The 16568-nt window shown below is 44.0% G+C and carries 15 protein-coding genes; 9 read left to right on the forward strand and 6 right to left on the reverse strand.

The window, feature by feature from the left end:
* Window positions 1-605: 605 nt before the first annotated feature.
* Window positions 606-779, reverse strand: coding sequence for a hypothetical protein (locus DWW90_RS20670; protein ID WP_199662210.1), 174 nt, complete (start codon window positions 777-779; stop codon window positions 606-608).
* Between the two features lie 164 nt (window positions 780-943).
* Here DWW90_RS20670 and nrfA point away from each other — a divergent pair, with 164 nt between their 5' ends.
* The gene (nrfA, locus tag DWW90_RS16960) at window positions 944-2413 is read left to right on the forward strand and encodes an ammonia-forming cytochrome c nitrite reductase (protein ID WP_122345828.1); all 1470 of its coding nucleotides are present in this window, start codon (window positions 944-946) and stop codon (window positions 2411-2413) included.
* On the opposite strand, the gene DWW90_RS16965 is transcribed toward nrfA, so the two are convergent.
* Together DWW90_RS16965 and DWW90_RS16970 are read right to left on the reverse strand one after the other, a co-directional pair.
* A complete protein-coding gene (locus DWW90_RS16965) occupies window positions 2410-4722 on the reverse strand; it encodes an ATP-binding protein (RefSeq protein WP_122345829.1) in 2313 nt (770 codons plus the stop codon). The two genes, nrfA and DWW90_RS16965, sit on opposite strands and share 4 nt — an antisense overlap.
* 154 nt (window positions 4723-4876) lie before the next feature.
* The gene (locus DWW90_RS16970) at window positions 4877-5377 is read right to left on the reverse strand and encodes a thioredoxin family protein (protein WP_115499020.1); all 501 of its coding nucleotides are present in this window, start codon (window positions 5375-5377) and stop codon (window positions 4877-4879) included.
* Between the two features lie 559 nt (window positions 5378-5936).
* On the opposite strand from DWW90_RS16970, the gene DWW90_RS16975 reads away from it, so the two are divergent.
* The 5 genes from DWW90_RS16975 to DWW90_RS16995 all read left to right on the forward strand — a co-directional run bounded on the left by DWW90_RS16975 (window position 5937) and on the right by DWW90_RS16995 (window position 10661).
* Window positions 5937-6764, forward strand: a complete 828-nt coding sequence (locus DWW90_RS16975) for an ATP-binding cassette domain-containing protein (protein WP_122345830.1) — start codon at window positions 5937-5939, stop codon at window positions 6762-6764.
* A 15-nt stretch (window positions 6765-6779) separates the two neighbouring features.
* The gene (locus tag DWW90_RS16980) at window positions 6780-7508 is read left to right on the forward strand and encodes a hypothetical protein (protein ID WP_122345831.1); all 729 of its coding nucleotides are present in this window, start codon (window positions 6780-6782) and stop codon (window positions 7506-7508) included.
* Window positions 7505-7894, forward strand: coding sequence for a GntR family transcriptional regulator (locus tag DWW90_RS16985; RefSeq protein WP_115499017.1), 390 nt, complete (start codon window positions 7505-7507; stop codon window positions 7892-7894). The genes DWW90_RS16980 and DWW90_RS16985 overlap by 4 nt, the downstream gene beginning before the upstream one ends.
* Window positions 7881-8285: a hypothetical protein gene (locus DWW90_RS16990; RefSeq protein ID WP_115499016.1), complete on the forward strand. Its 405-nt coding sequence runs from the start codon at window positions 7881-7883 to the stop codon at window positions 8283-8285. The genes DWW90_RS16985 and DWW90_RS16990 overlap by 14 nt, the downstream gene beginning before the upstream one ends.
* 66 nt (window positions 8286-8351) lie before the next feature.
* On the forward strand, window positions 8352-10661 hold the full coding sequence (locus DWW90_RS16995) for a TonB-dependent receptor (RefSeq protein WP_122345832.1): 2310 nt from the start codon (window positions 8352-8354) through the stop codon (window positions 10659-10661).
* An 82-nt stretch (window positions 10662-10743) separates the two neighbouring features.
* On the opposite strand, the gene DWW90_RS17000 is transcribed toward DWW90_RS16995, so the two are convergent.
* Window positions 10744-11271, reverse strand: a complete 528-nt coding sequence (locus DWW90_RS17000; protein WP_115499014.1) for a hypothetical protein — start codon at window positions 11269-11271, stop codon at window positions 10744-10746.
* A gap of 157 nt (window positions 11272-11428) precedes the next feature.
* Here DWW90_RS17000 and serB point away from each other — a divergent pair, with 157 nt between their 5' ends.
* Genes serB through DWW90_RS17015 form a run of 3 tightly spaced genes read left to right on the forward strand, consistent with a single transcriptional unit; the run spans window position 11429 to window position 13469 of the window.
* Window positions 11429-12655 (forward strand): phosphoserine phosphatase SerB, encoded by a 1227-nt coding sequence (serB, locus tag DWW90_RS17005; RefSeq protein WP_115499029.1) that lies wholly within the window; start codon window positions 11429-11431, stop codon window positions 12653-12655.
* Window positions 12656-12671: 16 nt separating this feature from the next.
* A complete protein-coding gene (locus DWW90_RS17010; protein ID WP_122345833.1) occupies window positions 12672-12974 on the forward strand; it encodes a Dabb family protein in 303 nt (100 codons plus the stop codon).
* Between the two features lie 21 nt (window positions 12975-12995).
* Window positions 12996-13469: a C-GCAxxG-C-C family protein gene (locus tag DWW90_RS17015; protein ID WP_122345834.1), complete on the forward strand. Its 474-nt coding sequence runs from the start codon at window positions 12996-12998 to the stop codon at window positions 13467-13469.
* 4 nt (window positions 13470-13473) lie between these two features.
* On the opposite strand, the gene DWW90_RS17020 is transcribed toward DWW90_RS17015, so the two are convergent.
* Window positions 13474-14178 (reverse strand): MgtC/SapB family protein, encoded by a 705-nt coding sequence (locus DWW90_RS17020; protein ID WP_115499012.1) that lies wholly within the window; start codon window positions 14176-14178, stop codon window positions 13474-13476.
* Between the two features lie 39 nt (window positions 14179-14217).
* Window positions 14218-16377: an alpha-galactosidase gene (locus DWW90_RS17025; protein ID WP_122345835.1), complete on the reverse strand. Its 2160-nt coding sequence runs from the start codon at window positions 16375-16377 to the stop codon at window positions 14218-14220.
* Window positions 16378-16568 lie beyond the last annotated feature (191 nt).

The following is a 16568-nucleotide window of genomic DNA, read 5'->3' on the forward strand; positions in this document are numbered from 1 at the left end:
ATTGAGCAAAAATAATTATTTTTTGCTTTCTCCACAACTTTTCGGGGTGAGCCGGCAAAAGAGAGCCTGTTGCAGGGGGGCTTATTGTATAAAACGCATTTTTCAGCCTCAAAAGACATCCGAAACAAAACAAATGTTAATCCACTTTTTCGACCTCAAAAAGGGACTTTTTCTCCTTTTTCGAGCGTTTTCTGCCATTACGACCGTCCTAATTTCCATTACGACCGTGCTAATAGGTAGTGCACTCGGCACCTCGCGAAGATTATGACGGTCGTAATGGAGATTTGGACGGTCGTAATTGAAAAGAGGACCGTTTTCATGGCAAAAAAGCACCTGAATTTCCTTGAGATATTTGGAACGCCATCCGTTTTATTTTCAAATATTCGATTCTCCGGGAGTTAAGGTTTATCACTTTGCCGACATTTTCTGTTTTCGGTAATCAAATTGTACGCTTTTTCAGACAACCTGCGCACCTCACTCCATCTGTTGTCAGTAAAGAAGATTAAAACCGTGAAAAGAGTCAATCTAAAATGGATCAAGATTTCGGACGAAATAGAAAAACGCCCAAAAAGAGGGTTATTGTATAATTTGCCTCATTCTTGTGTTTATCCCCAATGATTATCGGGTGAGAGCTCTTCCCCTCTTACCGTATTGTCTTGAGCATTCATAAACTCTTCACGGAACTTATGTAATAAATCTATATCCTGGATGTCATTAATATCCAATATTTCTTGAATCAAGGCTATCTTGCCACTCTCCGGTTCTGCATATGGTATCATACTTTTCATGTTTTTTTAGATTATTCAATAAATACTTTGCTTTATATGGTAGTAAACAATCTGTTTTTTCTTTTGTTCAGACTTCATCGGTCGTTATAAGGAAATTTTTCATATATTAGCAGCCCATAAAAGACACTTATTATATAACTTAAGGGTAAAAGACATTGAAGTTACGATATAAAATATTCACAATTATAGGTATTGTTACGATTGTTGTTGTAATTGTTTTCGGTAGAACATTACATCATCAAGACGGCATAAAGTTTATTGATGATACTGATGAAGACCAAGAGTTAGATAACGTTGACCTCTTTTCTAACGAGTCTATGGACCTGCGTTATTCAAACGAGTATCAAACCTGGAAAAATACAACCGACACGACTTTCCAAAGTTTATTTAACGGAAACCAGCAGGCGGATATTTTGGCTATGCGCCCCCGGATGGTTATTTTGTGGGCCGGATATGCCTTCTCAAAAGATTATGCAACACCCAGAGGACATATGTATGCCATAGAAGATGTTTACAACAGCCTGCGCACAGGTGCGCCTATGGACTGCAAAAGCGGACCACAGCCGGCAGCCTGCTGGGCTTGTAAAAGCCCGGATATTCCACGCTTGTTGACGAGGACTGACGCTAAGACGCTCTATAAAAAGAAATGGGCCGAACTGGGAAGTGAAGTCGTCAACCCGATTGGCTGCGCCGACTGTCACGAACAGGAAAGTATGAGTTTGCGTATCACCCGTTCTTTTCTGACCGAAGCCTATTCCCGTCAAGGACAGCAGATTGAAGACGCAACCGATCAGGAGATGCGCTCCCTCGTCTGTGCACAGTGTCATGCCGAATATTATTTTCATGGAGAAGAGCGTGTGCTGACTTTGCCTTGGGACCGGGGCTACACGGTAGAAAACATAGAAGCCTATTACGACAGCATACATTTCTCCGACTTTACCCATAAATTAAGCCGGACACCTTTACTGAAGGCCCAGCATCCTGATTATGAGCTGGCGCAAATGGGTATTCACGCCCAACGGGGTGTCTCATGCGGTGAATGCCACATGCCGGCTGTTGGAGAAGGTGGAAACCGGTATAACGATCATCATATTCAGAGCCCGTTGGCAATGATTGACCGCACCTGCCAAGCTTGCCACAGGGAAAGCGAGGAAACGCTGAGAAATAATGTCTACGATCGGCAGAATAAAGTACTCTCCCTTCGCAACCGCTTGGAAGAAGAACTGACAAAAGCTCATATCGAAGCCAAGTTCGCCTGGGACAAAGGAGCGACGGAACAGCAGATGGAGAATGTATTGAAATTGCTTCGCCAGGCACAATGGCGCTGGGATTTCGGAGTAACCTCCCACGGGGCGGCCTTTCATGCTCCCCAGGAAGTCATGCGCATTTTGAGCGACGGATTCGACAAAGCGACACAAGCCCGCATCCTGATTATGAAAATACTGATGCGCCAGGGTTACACAGGGGAAGTCTCTATGCCTGACCTTTCCACTAAAGAAAAGGCGCAACGGTATATCGGCCTCGATATAGAAGCTGAACGGATCGCCAAAGACCAATTCCTGAAGACTGTCGTTCCGCAATGGCAAAAAGAAGCGGCTGAGAACAACCGTATTATTGAGAATTAATTTTCAGATATCTCCAATCCAGGAGTGTATGGCAGCGCAATCGTGAATGTGCTACCTTTTCCGATTGTAGATTCCAACGATATATTGCCACCAAAGGTTTTAATAATACTTTGGCAGATTGCCAAACCCAAGCCCGTTCCCTGTGCAAACTCGTCCAGTTTCTGGAAACGTTCAAAAACCAACGCCTTCTTTTCTTCAGGAATACCTTTGCCGGTATCTGATACGGAAAGAAGGATGAACCGGCTGTCCTTACTCAGTTCGTATTTAATCTCGATGTATCCCTGCGTGGTAAATTTTCTCGCATTATTAATAAAGTTCGTACAAACTTGTGTCAGGCGCAAACGGTCCGTATGAATAATGGCCGGCACATCAGGCACCTGCATCCGCAGCTCTACGCCTTCCGGCATCATCAGCCGGTGAGTATGGTAGACATCTTCTATCAGTTTGCTTAAGTCTATGTTCTCATACGAAAAAGACAGGCATCCGGATTCGATGCGCGACAAATCCAGGATATCGCTGATTAACTTCAATAGCAGGTCGCTGTTCTTACTTATCAGATCGAGGAATTCGACTTTCTCTTCCGGCTCTAACGACACGTCAGAATTGAGCAGCTGCGAGAAACCGACGATAGCGTTAAGCGGCGTCCGTATCTCATGGCTCATATTGGCCAGGAAAACAGATTTCATCCGGTCCGACTCTTCCGCTTTATGGCGGGCTTGAATAAGATTGTTCTCTGTATTCTTAATCTGCTGGATATTCAGGCACAAGCCACTTACCACCACTGAATTGTCATTTGAGGAGAAACCCTCTATGTTTTTATTTTGCGCATAACGGAACTCCCACCATTCATGGCCCTTTCCGTTAAAGTCATAACGTCGGCGCGTTATCTGCCGGGCAGGAAACCCAGTGTCCAATTTTCCCCGGTTTACTATAAATTCCTCCTGATCATCAGGATGGATGGTTTCTTGGAACTCATCAGCTGTAATTGGTATAGGTGGAATACCCAAGGAATGGTAGAATTCGTTATCAAACTCAAAAATACCATTCTTATACCGGAAAGCAAAGATATTTCCACTCTCCAAAGCAAAAGAAAGAAAGGCTTTCTCCTGACGTAGTTTTTCCTGGGCTTCTTTCTTGTGTTGCGCTTCCCGCCTGTATTGCTTGCGCTGGTAGATAAAGACAGCCAGCAACAGAATACCGAAAATAACTGCAAGAATAGAAATGAATATTTTATAACGCACAGTCAGTGGCATATTAAGAATGATGGCATCGTTAGGTAGTTGTGATAAGCCGATACCCCATTTACTCAACACATTATAGTCAAACACATATGACTTCTTGCTTTGTTGGATTTGAGGGAACTCTGACAAAGGAACTCCATTCAGAATATCAGTAATCCGACCGGCGGCTTCGTGTGTCTGCTCCTCTAATGTTGCCATATATCCACCTACAATACCATTATTACAGCCTATTAGCTCATTCATAACAGTAAAACAAGGAAAAGCACTGAGCCGTCCCAGGGAAATAGTCATATAATCCCTCTTTGTCGCCAGGTAAGCTTTGTTGTAATAGTTTTCGCCGAACCCCTTGATTAGCGCATGAGCCGATTTCGCATTGAGTGTGCTGATATATATTGAATCTGGCTTTATCTTAGGAATATTCGTTATCGAGATGCCGTTTTTACCGGACAAACGGACTCTGTCTGTCGAAAAGATATTGTTTGAGGCGCACAAACCTTTTATCTGCTCATTCATATCCGCCAAAATCATATTATCAGCGAAGGTATCATCGGCAACTCTTATAATGATGCAATTGCCTATTAATTGCTGTATCAATTTTATATTGGCCCGGTAGTCCGGTTTGTCGCTAAAGCCTGTGATATTCGGGTGTTTTTCAATAAAAGATATATTGGGATAATTGATTCCCATGAAAACGACCGGTATCGATTTGACAAACGGATGTTCGCACGTTATCAATGCATTCAAGGCTTGGTCATCATTGACAAGGATGATATCCGGTTTCCAGGAAGACAATTCGTTCAGTTTGTCAAATGTCTTCTGTCTTTGTTGCTTTTCAGTGAATTGCTCGCAGTCCAGATAGAAAGAGTATATACTTGCCCGTACACGCCTTTTATGCAAATCATCGGATAGAACCTTCTTCATTTCCTTGTAGGCAGAAAAATGTTTTTCGTAAGATTGAATTACGAGTATATGTTTTTCCTTCGATGAATCAGCCGGAGGACCACATGATATGAAGGTTAGCAAAAGTATCACTACAGCTACTAACTGGAATGAGTATTTATAAGGCATACTATTGTTGGTAATATCGAGCGTTTTTATACTACCGCAAAAATACGTTTTTTAAACCGAAAACAAATAGAAATCACTGACTATTCAAATACCAAAGCATAAAAAAGGCTGACCCGTTACCGGACCAGCCTTTTTCTAATAATAATCTAACTGATTAAATCTTCTTCAATACATTCGTCAGATCTTCCGGGGTTACATTGGCGGCGATGATAACACCCTTGTCGTCTATCAGGAAGTTACGGAATCCCTTTTGCAGGTTATACTTCCCAAACAACTCTGACTTTCTGCCAAGTCCTTCATGAAATTGCATCGTGCCTTCCAATTTGTCGGCTTTTACCGTCTCGGTAAAAATGGATTCTTTCTCGTCCAAAGAGATCGAATACATCGCAATCTTGCCTGAACTCAACTTGTTAACTTCATTCCATAATTGAACGTTACGGGCCCGCGATTCAGCATCGTAAGCTGCCCAGAAATTCAGCAATGTGTAACGTCCTGAATGATTTTGGAAACTGAAACTCGTTTCGTTTCCTAAAGACTCTATTCTCGGGGCAAAGTCACCAGGGTTTAAACCGACTGTTGGCTTTGCGTTTTTAGTTCCGGCTGATACTGCGAACAGCGCAACCGCAACAAGGAGAACATAAGCTCTTACCTTCATATCATCATATTTATGTTAAACTTAATCGGAGTGTTGCAGAAACTACTCGCTCCGACTCCTGATTTTCAGGAATAAACAAGGGCTTCACCTTCGCTAAGGAATCGCTTTCTTGTTCTTAACGGTTGCAAATATACGGGCAAAAGCTCTTACGAGCCAAACTATATAACACTTTTCTGCTTAATTGCAAGATTTTTTATATGTTTTATTGCATCAAGAGAACACAAATAGGATGTTTTATAGCATATCATTAACTATATTTTACACTCCCTCCCTATCATTTGGCTGTTCGTTGCCCGGAACATTTCGGCTTTCTCATATAGTTTCACCTGTTTCGTCAAGGTGAAACTTTAGTTCCATGCCGAGGAAACTTTAGTTTCATGCAGGAGAAACTTTAGTTCCATGCCCATGAAACTTTTTTTGCACTGTAGTCTACATTATATATTATAGGTATAAGTTTTTCTTTTTCACATAAAATATTTACCCTTTTCTCTTGTTTGCTTAATAAATAGTATTACATTTGCAGTGTACTAATAAGCTAATACACTAAAAGAGCAAGCATATGATTACATTAAAAGAGGCAAGTCTCAGCTACAAACGAAATAATCCTGTCCTCGACAGGATTGACCTGGACATCCAGCCGGGTTGCATCTATGGTCTGTTGGGAAAGAACGGCGAAGGGAAGACTACATTGCTAAATATCCTGAGCGGACAACTTTTCCTGAATAAAGGCATCTGCCAGGTGTTCGGCCAGAATCCGGCAGAGCGGAACGCCGGACTGCTGCAAAAGCTATTCCTGCTGCCGGAAGAAATCAATATGCCGGATGTGACGGCCATGCAGTATGTCCGGATGTATGCTCCCTTCTACCCTACTTTCAGCGACGATATCCTGAAAGCCTGTTTCGAATCGTTCGAAGTGGATTTCTCTGCCCGTCTCGATAAGATGTCGCAGGGACAGCGGAAAAAGGTCGCTATCACGCTGGCGTTTGCCGTCCATACTCCACTCCTGCTGATGGACGAACCGACCAACGGGCTGGACATCCCTTCCAAAGACGTGTTCCGCAAGCTGTTGGCCTCGTTCACGAATGAGCAACAGACAGTTATTATCTCGACTCACCAGGTGCGTGATCTGGAAAGTCTGATAGACGCGGTACTGATTCTGGATAACAAGAAAGTTATACTGAACAGTCCGTTAAACGAAATCGGCCGGAAACTCTTCTTCCGCCTCGTCAGTCCGGAAGAAACGGTTCTCTACCAGAACCAGACTCCGTTCGGACTCATGGGCGTAGGTGAAAACACGAAAGGCGAAGAGACTCCTGTCTCCCTCGAACTCCTGTTCAATGCAGCGACCCTGCATCCTGAGAAAATCAAAAACATGTTCAACCGATAAACACCACATACAACCATGAACAATAAGATTAGTTTACAACGAATTAAACTGCTGCTGCGTGCAGACTGGATAGAACACAAATCGCAAGCGGTCTTTGCTATAGGTGCCTTTCTTGTGGCTCTCATCGTCTTCTTCCTGCTTACATTAGGAGATACGACAATGAAGGAGTTTACCAGGAAGCAGTATTTCTTTTATGGCATCGGACTGTTTTGCTATTTCATTTACTTCTGCCGCTATGCAGGGAAAAAGGTACACAGCTCCAAAGGACTCTATCTGACGCTTCCGGCTAATACAATAGAGAAATTCGTGACGTTGCTTGTGGAAGGATTCCTGTTGATAGCTCTCTTTCACGTGATGTTATGGCCGTCGTTCTACGCTGTGTCTCTGGCGATACCCGGTTATTCCGTCATTAGTTTTTCGGGAGTGATGAATGCTTTCAAAGTATCCTTGCCGATCCTTGCTTTCCTCTCCTCTATTGTCTTTCTGTCTTATGTTGCTTTCCGGAAATACGCTTTTCTCATAGCCATACTGGCTTACGCTATATTGTTGGGAGGTACGGTCTACATCATTACGAAGTTTGTTATGAACGGATTAGGCCCGCAGCAGGGTGTTTTTATGGAGATGACTCCGATGTATTATATGATCAATTTCCTGGTCCAGTACCATGCTGTCGCTTTCTATGCAGCCACTCTCGGCATACTTTATATCGCTTATCTCAAACTTAAAGAAAAGGAAATCAGATGAACTACAATACGAATCAATCCATATTCATCCAGATAGCCGACCGAATCTGCGACCGGGTGCTGAGTGGCGAGTATCAGGCCGAAGCCCGTATACCGTCCGTCCGGGAGCTGGCGCTCGAAATGGAGGTGAACCCGAATACCGTCATGCGCTCGTATGAACGTCTGCAGGCGAACGAAATCATCTACAACAAAAGGGGCATCGGCTATTTTATCTCGCCTGATGCAGAAAAAGAGATACGGCGGATGCGGCATAACCAGTTCATAGAGGAAGTCCTTCCGGCGGTCTTTAAAGAAATGCACCTCCTGGGCGTCGAGCTGAAAGAGCTGACAAATGCATACGATCAATATTCATCTACATTAAACACTGGCAATCATGAAAAGAAGTAATCTATATTTAATCCTGCTGTTCGCCTTGTTATACGTGTTCCCGCTCTTTGTCTGGACGGCCTACGCCTGCCTGGGCTACAAGTCTTATACGAGGATATCCGATCAGTACCGGATTATCAGGATAGAGAATCCCGACTTGACGGCAAAGCAAGTATTGATAAATACGGAAAAGACATCCTACTTTCCGGAACGGGAGATGATGGCTGTTACCGGCCGAAGCTACCTGTATTATAAAGGATACAGACACTACCTGCCCGATTTACTGGTCAGCGGCGATACAATCCTGATAGCCAAGCCACAGGGAACAGATAATAAAGACTTGACATTCAATATCCACATTCCTAATCTTAAAGCCGTCATACTCAACGGACAGGTGATCTGGGAGGAATAATATTCCTCCCTCCTTCCTCGTATTCTTAAACTTTTCTATTTATTAATCCCATAAACACATACTGTAATGAAGACTATCATTATAGCTGCTATCCTTATGCTCTTTTCCGCAGGGATACACAGTCAGCAAATACAAATCAAAGGAGAAATCAGAGACGCCGGAGACAGCCAGCCTGTCGAGTTCGCTAATATCGTTCTTCAAACACTGGATTCTGCTTTTATCGCAGGAACCAACAGTAATGAAAAAGGCGCTTTCCGCCTTGAAAAGATAAAGCCCGGAGACTATCGTCTCGTTGTTTCCTATTTGGGATATGAGACGACTTATGTTTCAATCTTAGGTATAGCCAAGAGCATCGATCTGGGCAAGGTGCTGCTTCAACCGTCTTCCGTCGCATTGGAAGAAGTAACCATAAAGGCCTCCGCCGTCCGCTCCTATTCGGACCGCCGGATTGCCTTTCCCACCGATCAGCAAAAGCAAAATGCGACGAACGGTATCAACCTGCTCAGTACTATGATGCTCCCGCGGCTTCAGGTAAACCCGCTGACAAACGAGGTGAAAGCCGACGAAGGGGATATTCAGTTCTGCATCAATGGCATCAAGGTGGAAGCGCTCGATGTACAGGCCTTATCGCCGAAAGAGATTATCCGGGTCGAATATCACGACAATCCGGGTGTCAGATATGGGAATGTGGCTGCCGTACTGGATTATATCGTAAAGCGGGAAACGACAGGGGGAAGTGTCAATATGAACCTGTCCAACTCGCCTGTCACAGTCTTTGGAGACGACCAGGTCGCTATCCGGCTGAATCATAAGAAATCAGAGTTCGGCCTGCAATACTCGACCCGCTACCGGAACTTTAACGCAAGGAAAGAAGCCTTGGAGACCTATAACTTCGGCGACGGGATGAACATGCAGCGTGTATTGAATGGTATTCCTACCTATATAATGGAAACAACTCACAACACATCCTTAAATTACAGCCTTGTAGAAGCTGATAAGTATTACTTCAACGCGACGTTGCGCTATTCCTTCACAAAAGAGAGAAAGAAGTCGCACAGCCTGCTGTACGAGAAACGGACGCCGGAACAAATAACGGATGTCAGAAGCGGTGGAGAAAGCAGGTCTCATTTGCCGTCGCTCGACTTATACTACATGCGCACGCTGAAAAACAAACAGACCGTAACAGCCAACATCGTAGGAACTTATATCAACACGGATGCAAATCAGAATTATACAGAGAAAGAGGAAGAAGAAGTCTTATCGGATGTCCTTTCCAATGTTCTCGGAAAGAAATATTCTCTGATCGGTGAAGGTATATATGAAAAGAACTGGGATTTCGGACGTTTGAGCAGCGGGGTGAAGCATTCGCAGGCCTGGACGGACAATACTTATGCGGGGACAGTCGGCGGAAATACCCGGATGAAGCAATCGGAAACATACCTGTTTGCCGAGTTTAGCGGGAAAGTGAAGAGACTCAATTACATGGGAGGTGTAGGCGTTGCGCGTTCCTGGTTCAAACAGGAAGGTGAAGACAGTTACCAGTATTATTCGTTCCGTCCGAAGGTGTCCCTGCAATACAACATGACGGACAATACATTTATCCGTTTGGGCGGAAGCGTCGGAAACACATCTCCGGCACTGTCAGAGCTAAGTGCTATCGAACAGATCATAGACACGTTGCAGATCAGGCGCGGTAATCCGTATCTGACTCCTTACATGAACTACAACACTTACCTGAATTACGAGTATAGAAAAGGCCTTTTCACCGGAGGTGTCAATCTCTATTACTGGTATAGCCCGGATATGATTATGGAAGAGACACTCTTTGAAAACAATAAATTCATCCGTACGTATGCCAACCAGAATAGTTGGCAAAAGGTAAGCGGAGACCTGAACATACGTTTCGGCCCTATCAAAAACATCCTGATGTTCAACATCACCGGAGGCGTCAACCATTTTATCAGCGACGGACGGACTTACCGGCATACCTATACAAACCTGTATTACACGGCATCGGTTATGGCGATGTACAAGAAATTTATGGGGATGTTCCAGATCGGAAGCCCCAGGAATAACTTTGTCGGAGAGACAATGCACGGTGGTGAAAACATTCATTTATTTATGCTCCGGTACAATCAGGGTAAGTTTACAGCCGGCGCCGGCATCATGCTTCCGTTCTCTTCCCTGTATAAACGCGAAGACGAGAACAGAAACAGGTATGCGCCTTACAAAATGGAGTCTTTCTCAACCTCCGCATCCCGGATGCTCCTGCTTACCTTCTCCTGGAATTTCGAATTCGGACGCAAGTACAAAGGCGGCAGCAAGAAACTGAACAATATAGACACGGATGCCGGTATTGTTAAGGGAGACAAATAAGAATCTCATATTCCCCGGTAAAAAAGAAAGCGCCTTTCCCCTCAAAGGAAAGACGCTTTCTCTTTTATCATGATTACCGTATTTATTTGTCTTTACTATAAGGTGAAGGCATCGGCATCCCTTCCTTTATATATTCGTCATATACGACTGTCGGGTGGTCTTGCGGGGAAGCGACGTTGTATTCTTCCTTGAAGTTGTCACGACGGAAGTTTTTCAATTTCAGATTCTCCGTACTGTAGGTTCGCAAGGTTTGCCTCTTGTTTCCGGTTAATGAACTTTCTGTTACTTCCGAATCCAGGATATTCATTTTAGGAGTGAGAGAAGGTAAAAGATGCTGTTCGAGTAAACCACGATAAGCCCCGATATACTCACACCAAACAGCATTTCCACGGGTAAAAATACGATAGGTGTAATTGGACCATGCCGTCCGGATGTGGATTTCATTCTTCCAGATTTCAATACATGCCTCTGAATCGTAGTTAGAATCTTTGATCGTTACCCGCTCCAGGCCGTTCATCTTTTCCAGGACATTCGTTTGCCATTTGTCTGAATGCATTATTTCAGCAATAATTTCAGGCAATTTTTCCTTAATTTCAAACTGAATCTTCATCTTTGTTTGCCTGCCAGTCAGGACTTCTTAAGGTTGCCAGGTTCTGTTAGTAATATAATGTGTCTAAATGAATAACAATGGATATGCGAATTTTGTTTACAAAACAATCGGTTTTTGTACATATCTTGTGTACCTTTGCCTTATAAATATAGTGAATATGGAACAAAAAGACGAAATAATACTGATAACTATAAATGGTACGGATCGTCCGGGGGTAACTGCTGCCCTTACCGAGATACTGGCCAAAAATAACGCGGTTATTCTGGACATAGGCCAGGCAGACATCCATAATAACTTGTCTTTAGGTATTTTATTTCAAAGCAGTGAAGGAAATTCCGGAGATATATTGAAAGAATTACTTTTCAAAAGCTATGAGTTAGGTGTAAATATCCGCTTCAATCCGATTACCGAAGATGCCTATAATCAATGGGTTTCCATGCAAGGAAAGAACCGGTACATCATAACGATCTTAGGAAGGAAACTGACTGCCCGTCAAATTGCCGGTGTAACCCGCATTGTTGCCGACCAGGATATGAACATTGACGACATCAAGCGCCTGACCGGACGTATTCCGCTGGATGAGAACGCCCGTACACCTAAGGCAAGCGTTGAATTCTCCGTGCGGGGAACTCCCCGGGATAAAGAGCAGATGAAAGCTGACTTCATGAAACTTTCGGCTGAGCAGGAAATGGATATTTCATTCCAGGAAGAAAGTATGTTCCGCCGTATGCGCCGCCTGATCTGCTTCGATATGGATTCGACGCTGATCGAAACGGAAGTAATAGACGAATTGGCCATACGTGCCGGTGTCGGCGACCAGGTTAAGGCGATTACGGAAGCGGCAATGCGGGGCGAGATCGATTTCTGCGAGAGTTTCCGTCAACGTTGTGCGCTGCTGAAGGGATTGGATGTGTCCGTCATGCAGGAAATTGCAGAAAACCTGCCGATTACAGAAGGGGTTGACCGGCTGATGCGTATCCTGAAAAAGGTCGGCTTCAAGATCGCGATCCTTTCCGGCGGATTCACCTATTTTGGTAATTACTTGAAACAGAAATACAATATCGACTATGTATATGCTAATGAACTGGAAGTAGAGAACGGAAAGTTGACAGGCCGGTACGTAGGCGATATCGTCGATGGCAAGCGGAAAGCCGAATTGCTTCGTTTGATTGCACAGGTTGAGAATGTAGATATCCGCCAAACTGTTGCCGTAGGCGACGGGGCCAACGACCTGCCAATGATCAGTATTGCCGGCCTGGGAATTGCTTTCCATGCCAAGCCGAAAGTGAAAGCTACCGCCAAACAATCTATTTCTACGATCGGACTGGACGGTATCTTGTATTTCCTCGGCTATAAAGACTCATATTTGGATGAAAAAATGTAACTAAATTAATAAGACAATGATCAGACACATCGTAATGTTTAAACTGAAAGAGTTTGCAACTCCGGCCGACAAACAGGCTAAAATGCAGGAAATCAAAACAAATTTGGAAGCTTTGATCGATAAAATCGATGTTTTGCGCATGATTCGCGTCGACTTCAATGTGAATCCGGAAGAGACATGGGATATTATCCTGACTACGGAGCTGGACACTTTGAAAGATGTCTGCACATATGCAAACCATCCCGAACATGTTGCCGTATCCAAAGGTATTATAGGCCCGGTGAAAGCAGACAGAGCTTGTGTGGATTACGAATGCTAAGAAACGCAAGACGGTATTATTATGAAAGACTTTGATATCGAAGAACGTGCAAGCCGGGCAGTCCGGAACTTCGAAGCAGGATATAACTGTGCACAGTCTGTGTTTTTAGCCTATTCGGATGTATTCGAACTGGATATGGAGTTGGCAAAGAAAATGTCTGTCTCTTTCGGAGGTGGTGTAGGACGCATGCGTGAGATTTGCGGAACTGTCAGCGCAATGGCGATGCTGGCCGGTTTCAAATATCCTGTCTTGGATATTAATGACCAGGAAGCCCGTACGAAAAATTATGCGATAGTACAGAAAATGGCGGATCTGTTTAAAGAAAAGCATGGAACGGTTATTTGCCGTCGGCTTTTACCGCCTGAAGATGCCGCAGCAACAACTCCGGCACCGTCTGCCCGTACAAAAGAATATTATCAGAAGCGTCCCTGTGGCAAGTTTATTGAAGATGCTGCACGCATCGCAGGAAGAATGCTGAAAGGAGAATTGGATTGATGGCTTATGCCATCAATCTGATTTGTGTAACAATGCCCAATTTCCGTATTTCATTGAACAGGTTTGTATAAGAAGAGATAGCTTTCACATTTACTTTATAGGTGATCACAGACCGGTCGTCCAGATAGAAAGTCTCAAAGGAAACACTTACGATGAAAACGCCCTTGTCTTCCAATATCTTACGCATTACTTTCAAGTCGGGTGTCGCTGTAGAACAGGTAATAGTCAAAATCTTATTAACTCCATTCAGAAACATCCTTCTCTCCAATCGTTCCAAGCTCACCAAGATAAACAGTGTTATGACAGTTGCAATAGCAGCCGGAACATACATCCCGGCTCCTACTGCCAAACCTATCACTGCCATTACCCAAATACATGCAGCGGTAGTCAACCCGTGCACACTCCCGTGACTCTGGATGATCGCCCCAGCCCCCAGGAAACCGATACCTGAAAGCACCTGTGCTGCAATACGTCCCGGATCACCGTTCAGGAAGTTGGGATAGCATTGCGGAATCCAGATAGAGACCAGCATAGCGGCTGTCGAACCCATACAAATAAGGGTAAAGGTACGCATACCGGCCTCCCGTCTTCTGAACTGACGCTCTATCCCGATGACTGCTCCCAAAAAGAAACTGATCAGTAACTTGACTGCTGCCGTGTAAGGAGTAATAACCGTGTTTTGTAATATGTCATTTATCTGTTCAAACATACTCTATTGCTTTGCAACACGCAATTACAGGTATTTGTTTTATTTGACCTCCGTGATTTCAATCACGTGGCTGTTTGTCGGTCTGCTTGAAAAGACCGGAATCCCCACATTCATCAGAAACTCACCCGAGAAGGTCCGACCGTTGCATTCCAGTCTGGACTTAGTTCCCGGAACCAGATTGATTTCCTTGAGTTCATAACGGGCATCTTTTTTCAATCCCTGTAAACGAAGGGGTTGCATCATCTCTGCATATCTCGGATACATATCGAAAGCAAACAGAACAGCCTTGTTTGCACTTTCATTCGCATACATAACGGCAGCGTGTTCGCTTTCATAAGGAGATGCCAGACGATACTGGTCGCCATCCAGAATCACGTCGCTCAAACGTTTGAAGTTTGCCACAGCTTCCTTGCAATATTGCTGGTCAGCCTGGCTCATTTCATTGATCCGGATATCAAAGCCTAACTTACACATACTGGCAACATCCGTACGGAACTTAACTGGCTGTTTTCCCCAACTCGTGACGTGGGCGGCCATGCTCTTTGCAGGGAAGAAGTGTGAATATCCCCACTGAATAAAGATGCGTTCCACCGGTTCGGTATTGTCACTCGGCCAGAATTCGGTAAAGTATTTCAGCGCTTCATAGTCACAACGGCCACCGCCACCGGAACACAACATCATCGGCAAGTTCGGATATTTCTGCTTGATACGTTCCAAAACATTATATAAACCACGTACGTGTTCGATATATAAATGAGACTGCTGATTCTTCAAATACGGAGAATAGATATTCGTAATCGGACTATTGCAATCCCATTTAAAATAGGCAATACCCGGATATTTCGTCATCAAACCGTCCACAATGCCATACACATAATCTTGCACTTCCGGATTGCTCATATCCAGAACCATCTGATTTCTAAAGTAATATTCATCCCTGTTAGGCAGATGAATCACCCAATCCTTATGTTTTTCATACAGTTCGCTCTTCGGATTTACCATTTCAGGTTCAATCCACAAACCGAACTTTATACCTTTGTCCGTCGCTTCCTTAACCAACTTTCCTATACCGTTAGGCAACTTGGTTACTGTCTCCTGCCAGTCGCCCAATCCCTGATGGTCACTGCTACGGGGATACTTATTGGCAAACCAGCCGTCGTCAAGCAGGAACATATCTACCCCTAAAGTCGCAGCTTCGTCCATAATCGCAACCAATTTGTCTTCGTTAAAGTCAAAGTAGGTCGCTTCCCAGTTATTCAGCAAGGTCATACGGGGCTTTTCACCGTCTTTCAACTGATATCTACGTGCCCAGCGTTGGAAATCGCGACTGGCTTTTCCTTTTCCTTCCGCGCTGTACGTGAATATAAATTCCGGTGTACGGAACACCTCGTTCGGTTTCAGGGAATATTCCGAAGCATACGGGTTGATCCCGGAAAGAATACGCAAACTGTTTTCGTTGTCCACTTCGAAAGTGAAACGGTAATTACCTGTCCATCCGATTGTTCCAAACAAAACTTCTCCCGCATTTTCTTCCGCTTTCCGATCCAGGGCAAGCAGGAAAAACGGGGAACAGAACATATTGGCACGGCTTCCCAATTTCGTATCCAGCATCTTCTTTCCAAAAGAAAGCTCGCTTTCCTTCATGTTCACTTCGTGCGCCCAATCTCCCGAAAACTCGGTCAGAAAGTACTTACCGCTGTTCAGGTGAAGCAAAGAGGAGGCATAATTATAAAGGGTTACCGGCTTTTTCTCCTGATGGGATATTTCCGCAAATTCTTTAATAATATTTTCCTTCGGATAGGCAATGAAATGCAGCTTCACTTCTACAGGATATTTATCATCCTTCAGTGTAATCACAGTCTCATTCACTCCCGGCTGAAGTTGCTTGCTTTCGTGGGAAACATACTTCAAAAGCAAAGAAGGATTCCCGTCATTATGTAAAACACGGATTGCAGGCTCGAAATAGTCTTCCATTCCATGTGTTATATACGCTTCATTCCCGAGCGGCAACTGTGCGATATCCGAGTCAAAAGATAACTTTTGCCCCAGATAGGACTGGTATAACCGCCCATTGCTGTCATCTACCTTATAAATAAGGCTAATATTGTCGGTTGTAATGGGTATTACAGTTTTCTCATTAGCTCTCAGCACTGCTGATACAGCCATCAAGCATAGCAAAAAAAGGAGTCTGATCTTCATGTTTTTCTTCTATAAATTATTAATTTGATATTACAAATCCAAGGTTTATTATATATACGAGCAAAGATATAATAATAATTGGAATAATAGCAATCCAAATAGAAAAAAAACAATAAAAAAGTCCGTAAAACGGCTTGTTATACACGTTTTACAGACTTTTCTTTCTTTTATTTTCCTCAAAGGGATTCTTT

The sequence above is a fragment of the Parabacteroides sp. AF17-28 genome, from assembly GCF_003479205.1.
Classification (GTDB): domain Bacteria; phylum Bacteroidota; class Bacteroidia; order Bacteroidales; family Tannerellaceae; genus Parabacteroides; species Parabacteroides acidifaciens.

Coding starts and splice junctions, on each gene's coding strand:
- DWW90_RS20670 (WP_199662210.1), bottom strand. CDS start 779: ATGATACCATATGCAGAACCGGAGAGTGGCAAGATAGCCTTGATTCAA.
- DWW90_RS16965 (WP_122345829.1), bottom strand. CDS start 4,722: ATGCCTTATAAATACTCATTCCAGTTAGTAGCTGTAGTGATACTTTTG.
- DWW90_RS16970 (WP_115499020.1), bottom strand. CDS start 5,377: ATGAAGGTAAGAGCTTATGTTCTCCTTGTTGCGGTTGCGCTGTTCGCA.
- DWW90_RS16975 (WP_122345830.1), top strand. CDS start 5,937: ATGATTACATTAAAAGAGGCAAGTCTCAGCTACAAACGAAATAATCCT.
- DWW90_RS16980 (WP_122345831.1), top strand. CDS start 6,780: ATGAACAATAAGATTAGTTTACAACGAATTAAACTGCTGCTGCGTGCA.
- DWW90_RS16985 (WP_115499017.1), top strand. CDS start 7,505: ATGAACTACAATACGAATCAATCCATATTCATCCAGATAGCCGACCGA.
- DWW90_RS16990 (WP_115499016.1), top strand. CDS start 7,881: ATGAAAAGAAGTAATCTATATTTAATCCTGCTGTTCGCCTTGTTATAC.
- DWW90_RS16995 (WP_122345832.1), top strand. CDS start 8,352: ATGAAGACTATCATTATAGCTGCTATCCTTATGCTCTTTTCCGCAGGG.
- DWW90_RS17000 (WP_115499014.1), bottom strand. CDS start 11,271: ATGAAGATTCAGTTTGAAATTAAGGAAAAATTGCCTGAAATTATTGCT.
- serB (WP_115499029.1), top strand. CDS start 11,429: ATGGAACAAAAAGACGAAATAATACTGATAACTATAAATGGTACGGAT.
- DWW90_RS17010 (WP_122345833.1), top strand. CDS start 12,672: ATGATCAGACACATCGTAATGTTTAAACTGAAAGAGTTTGCAACTCCG.
- DWW90_RS17015 (WP_122345834.1), top strand. CDS start 12,996: ATGAAAGACTTTGATATCGAAGAACGTGCAAGCCGGGCAGTCCGGAAC.
- DWW90_RS17020 (WP_115499012.1), bottom strand. CDS start 14,178: ATGTTTGAACAGATAAATGACATATTACAAAACACGGTTATTACTCCT.
- DWW90_RS17025 (WP_122345835.1), bottom strand. CDS start 16,377: ATGAAGATCAGACTCCTTTTTTTGCTATGCTTGATGGCTGTATCAGCA.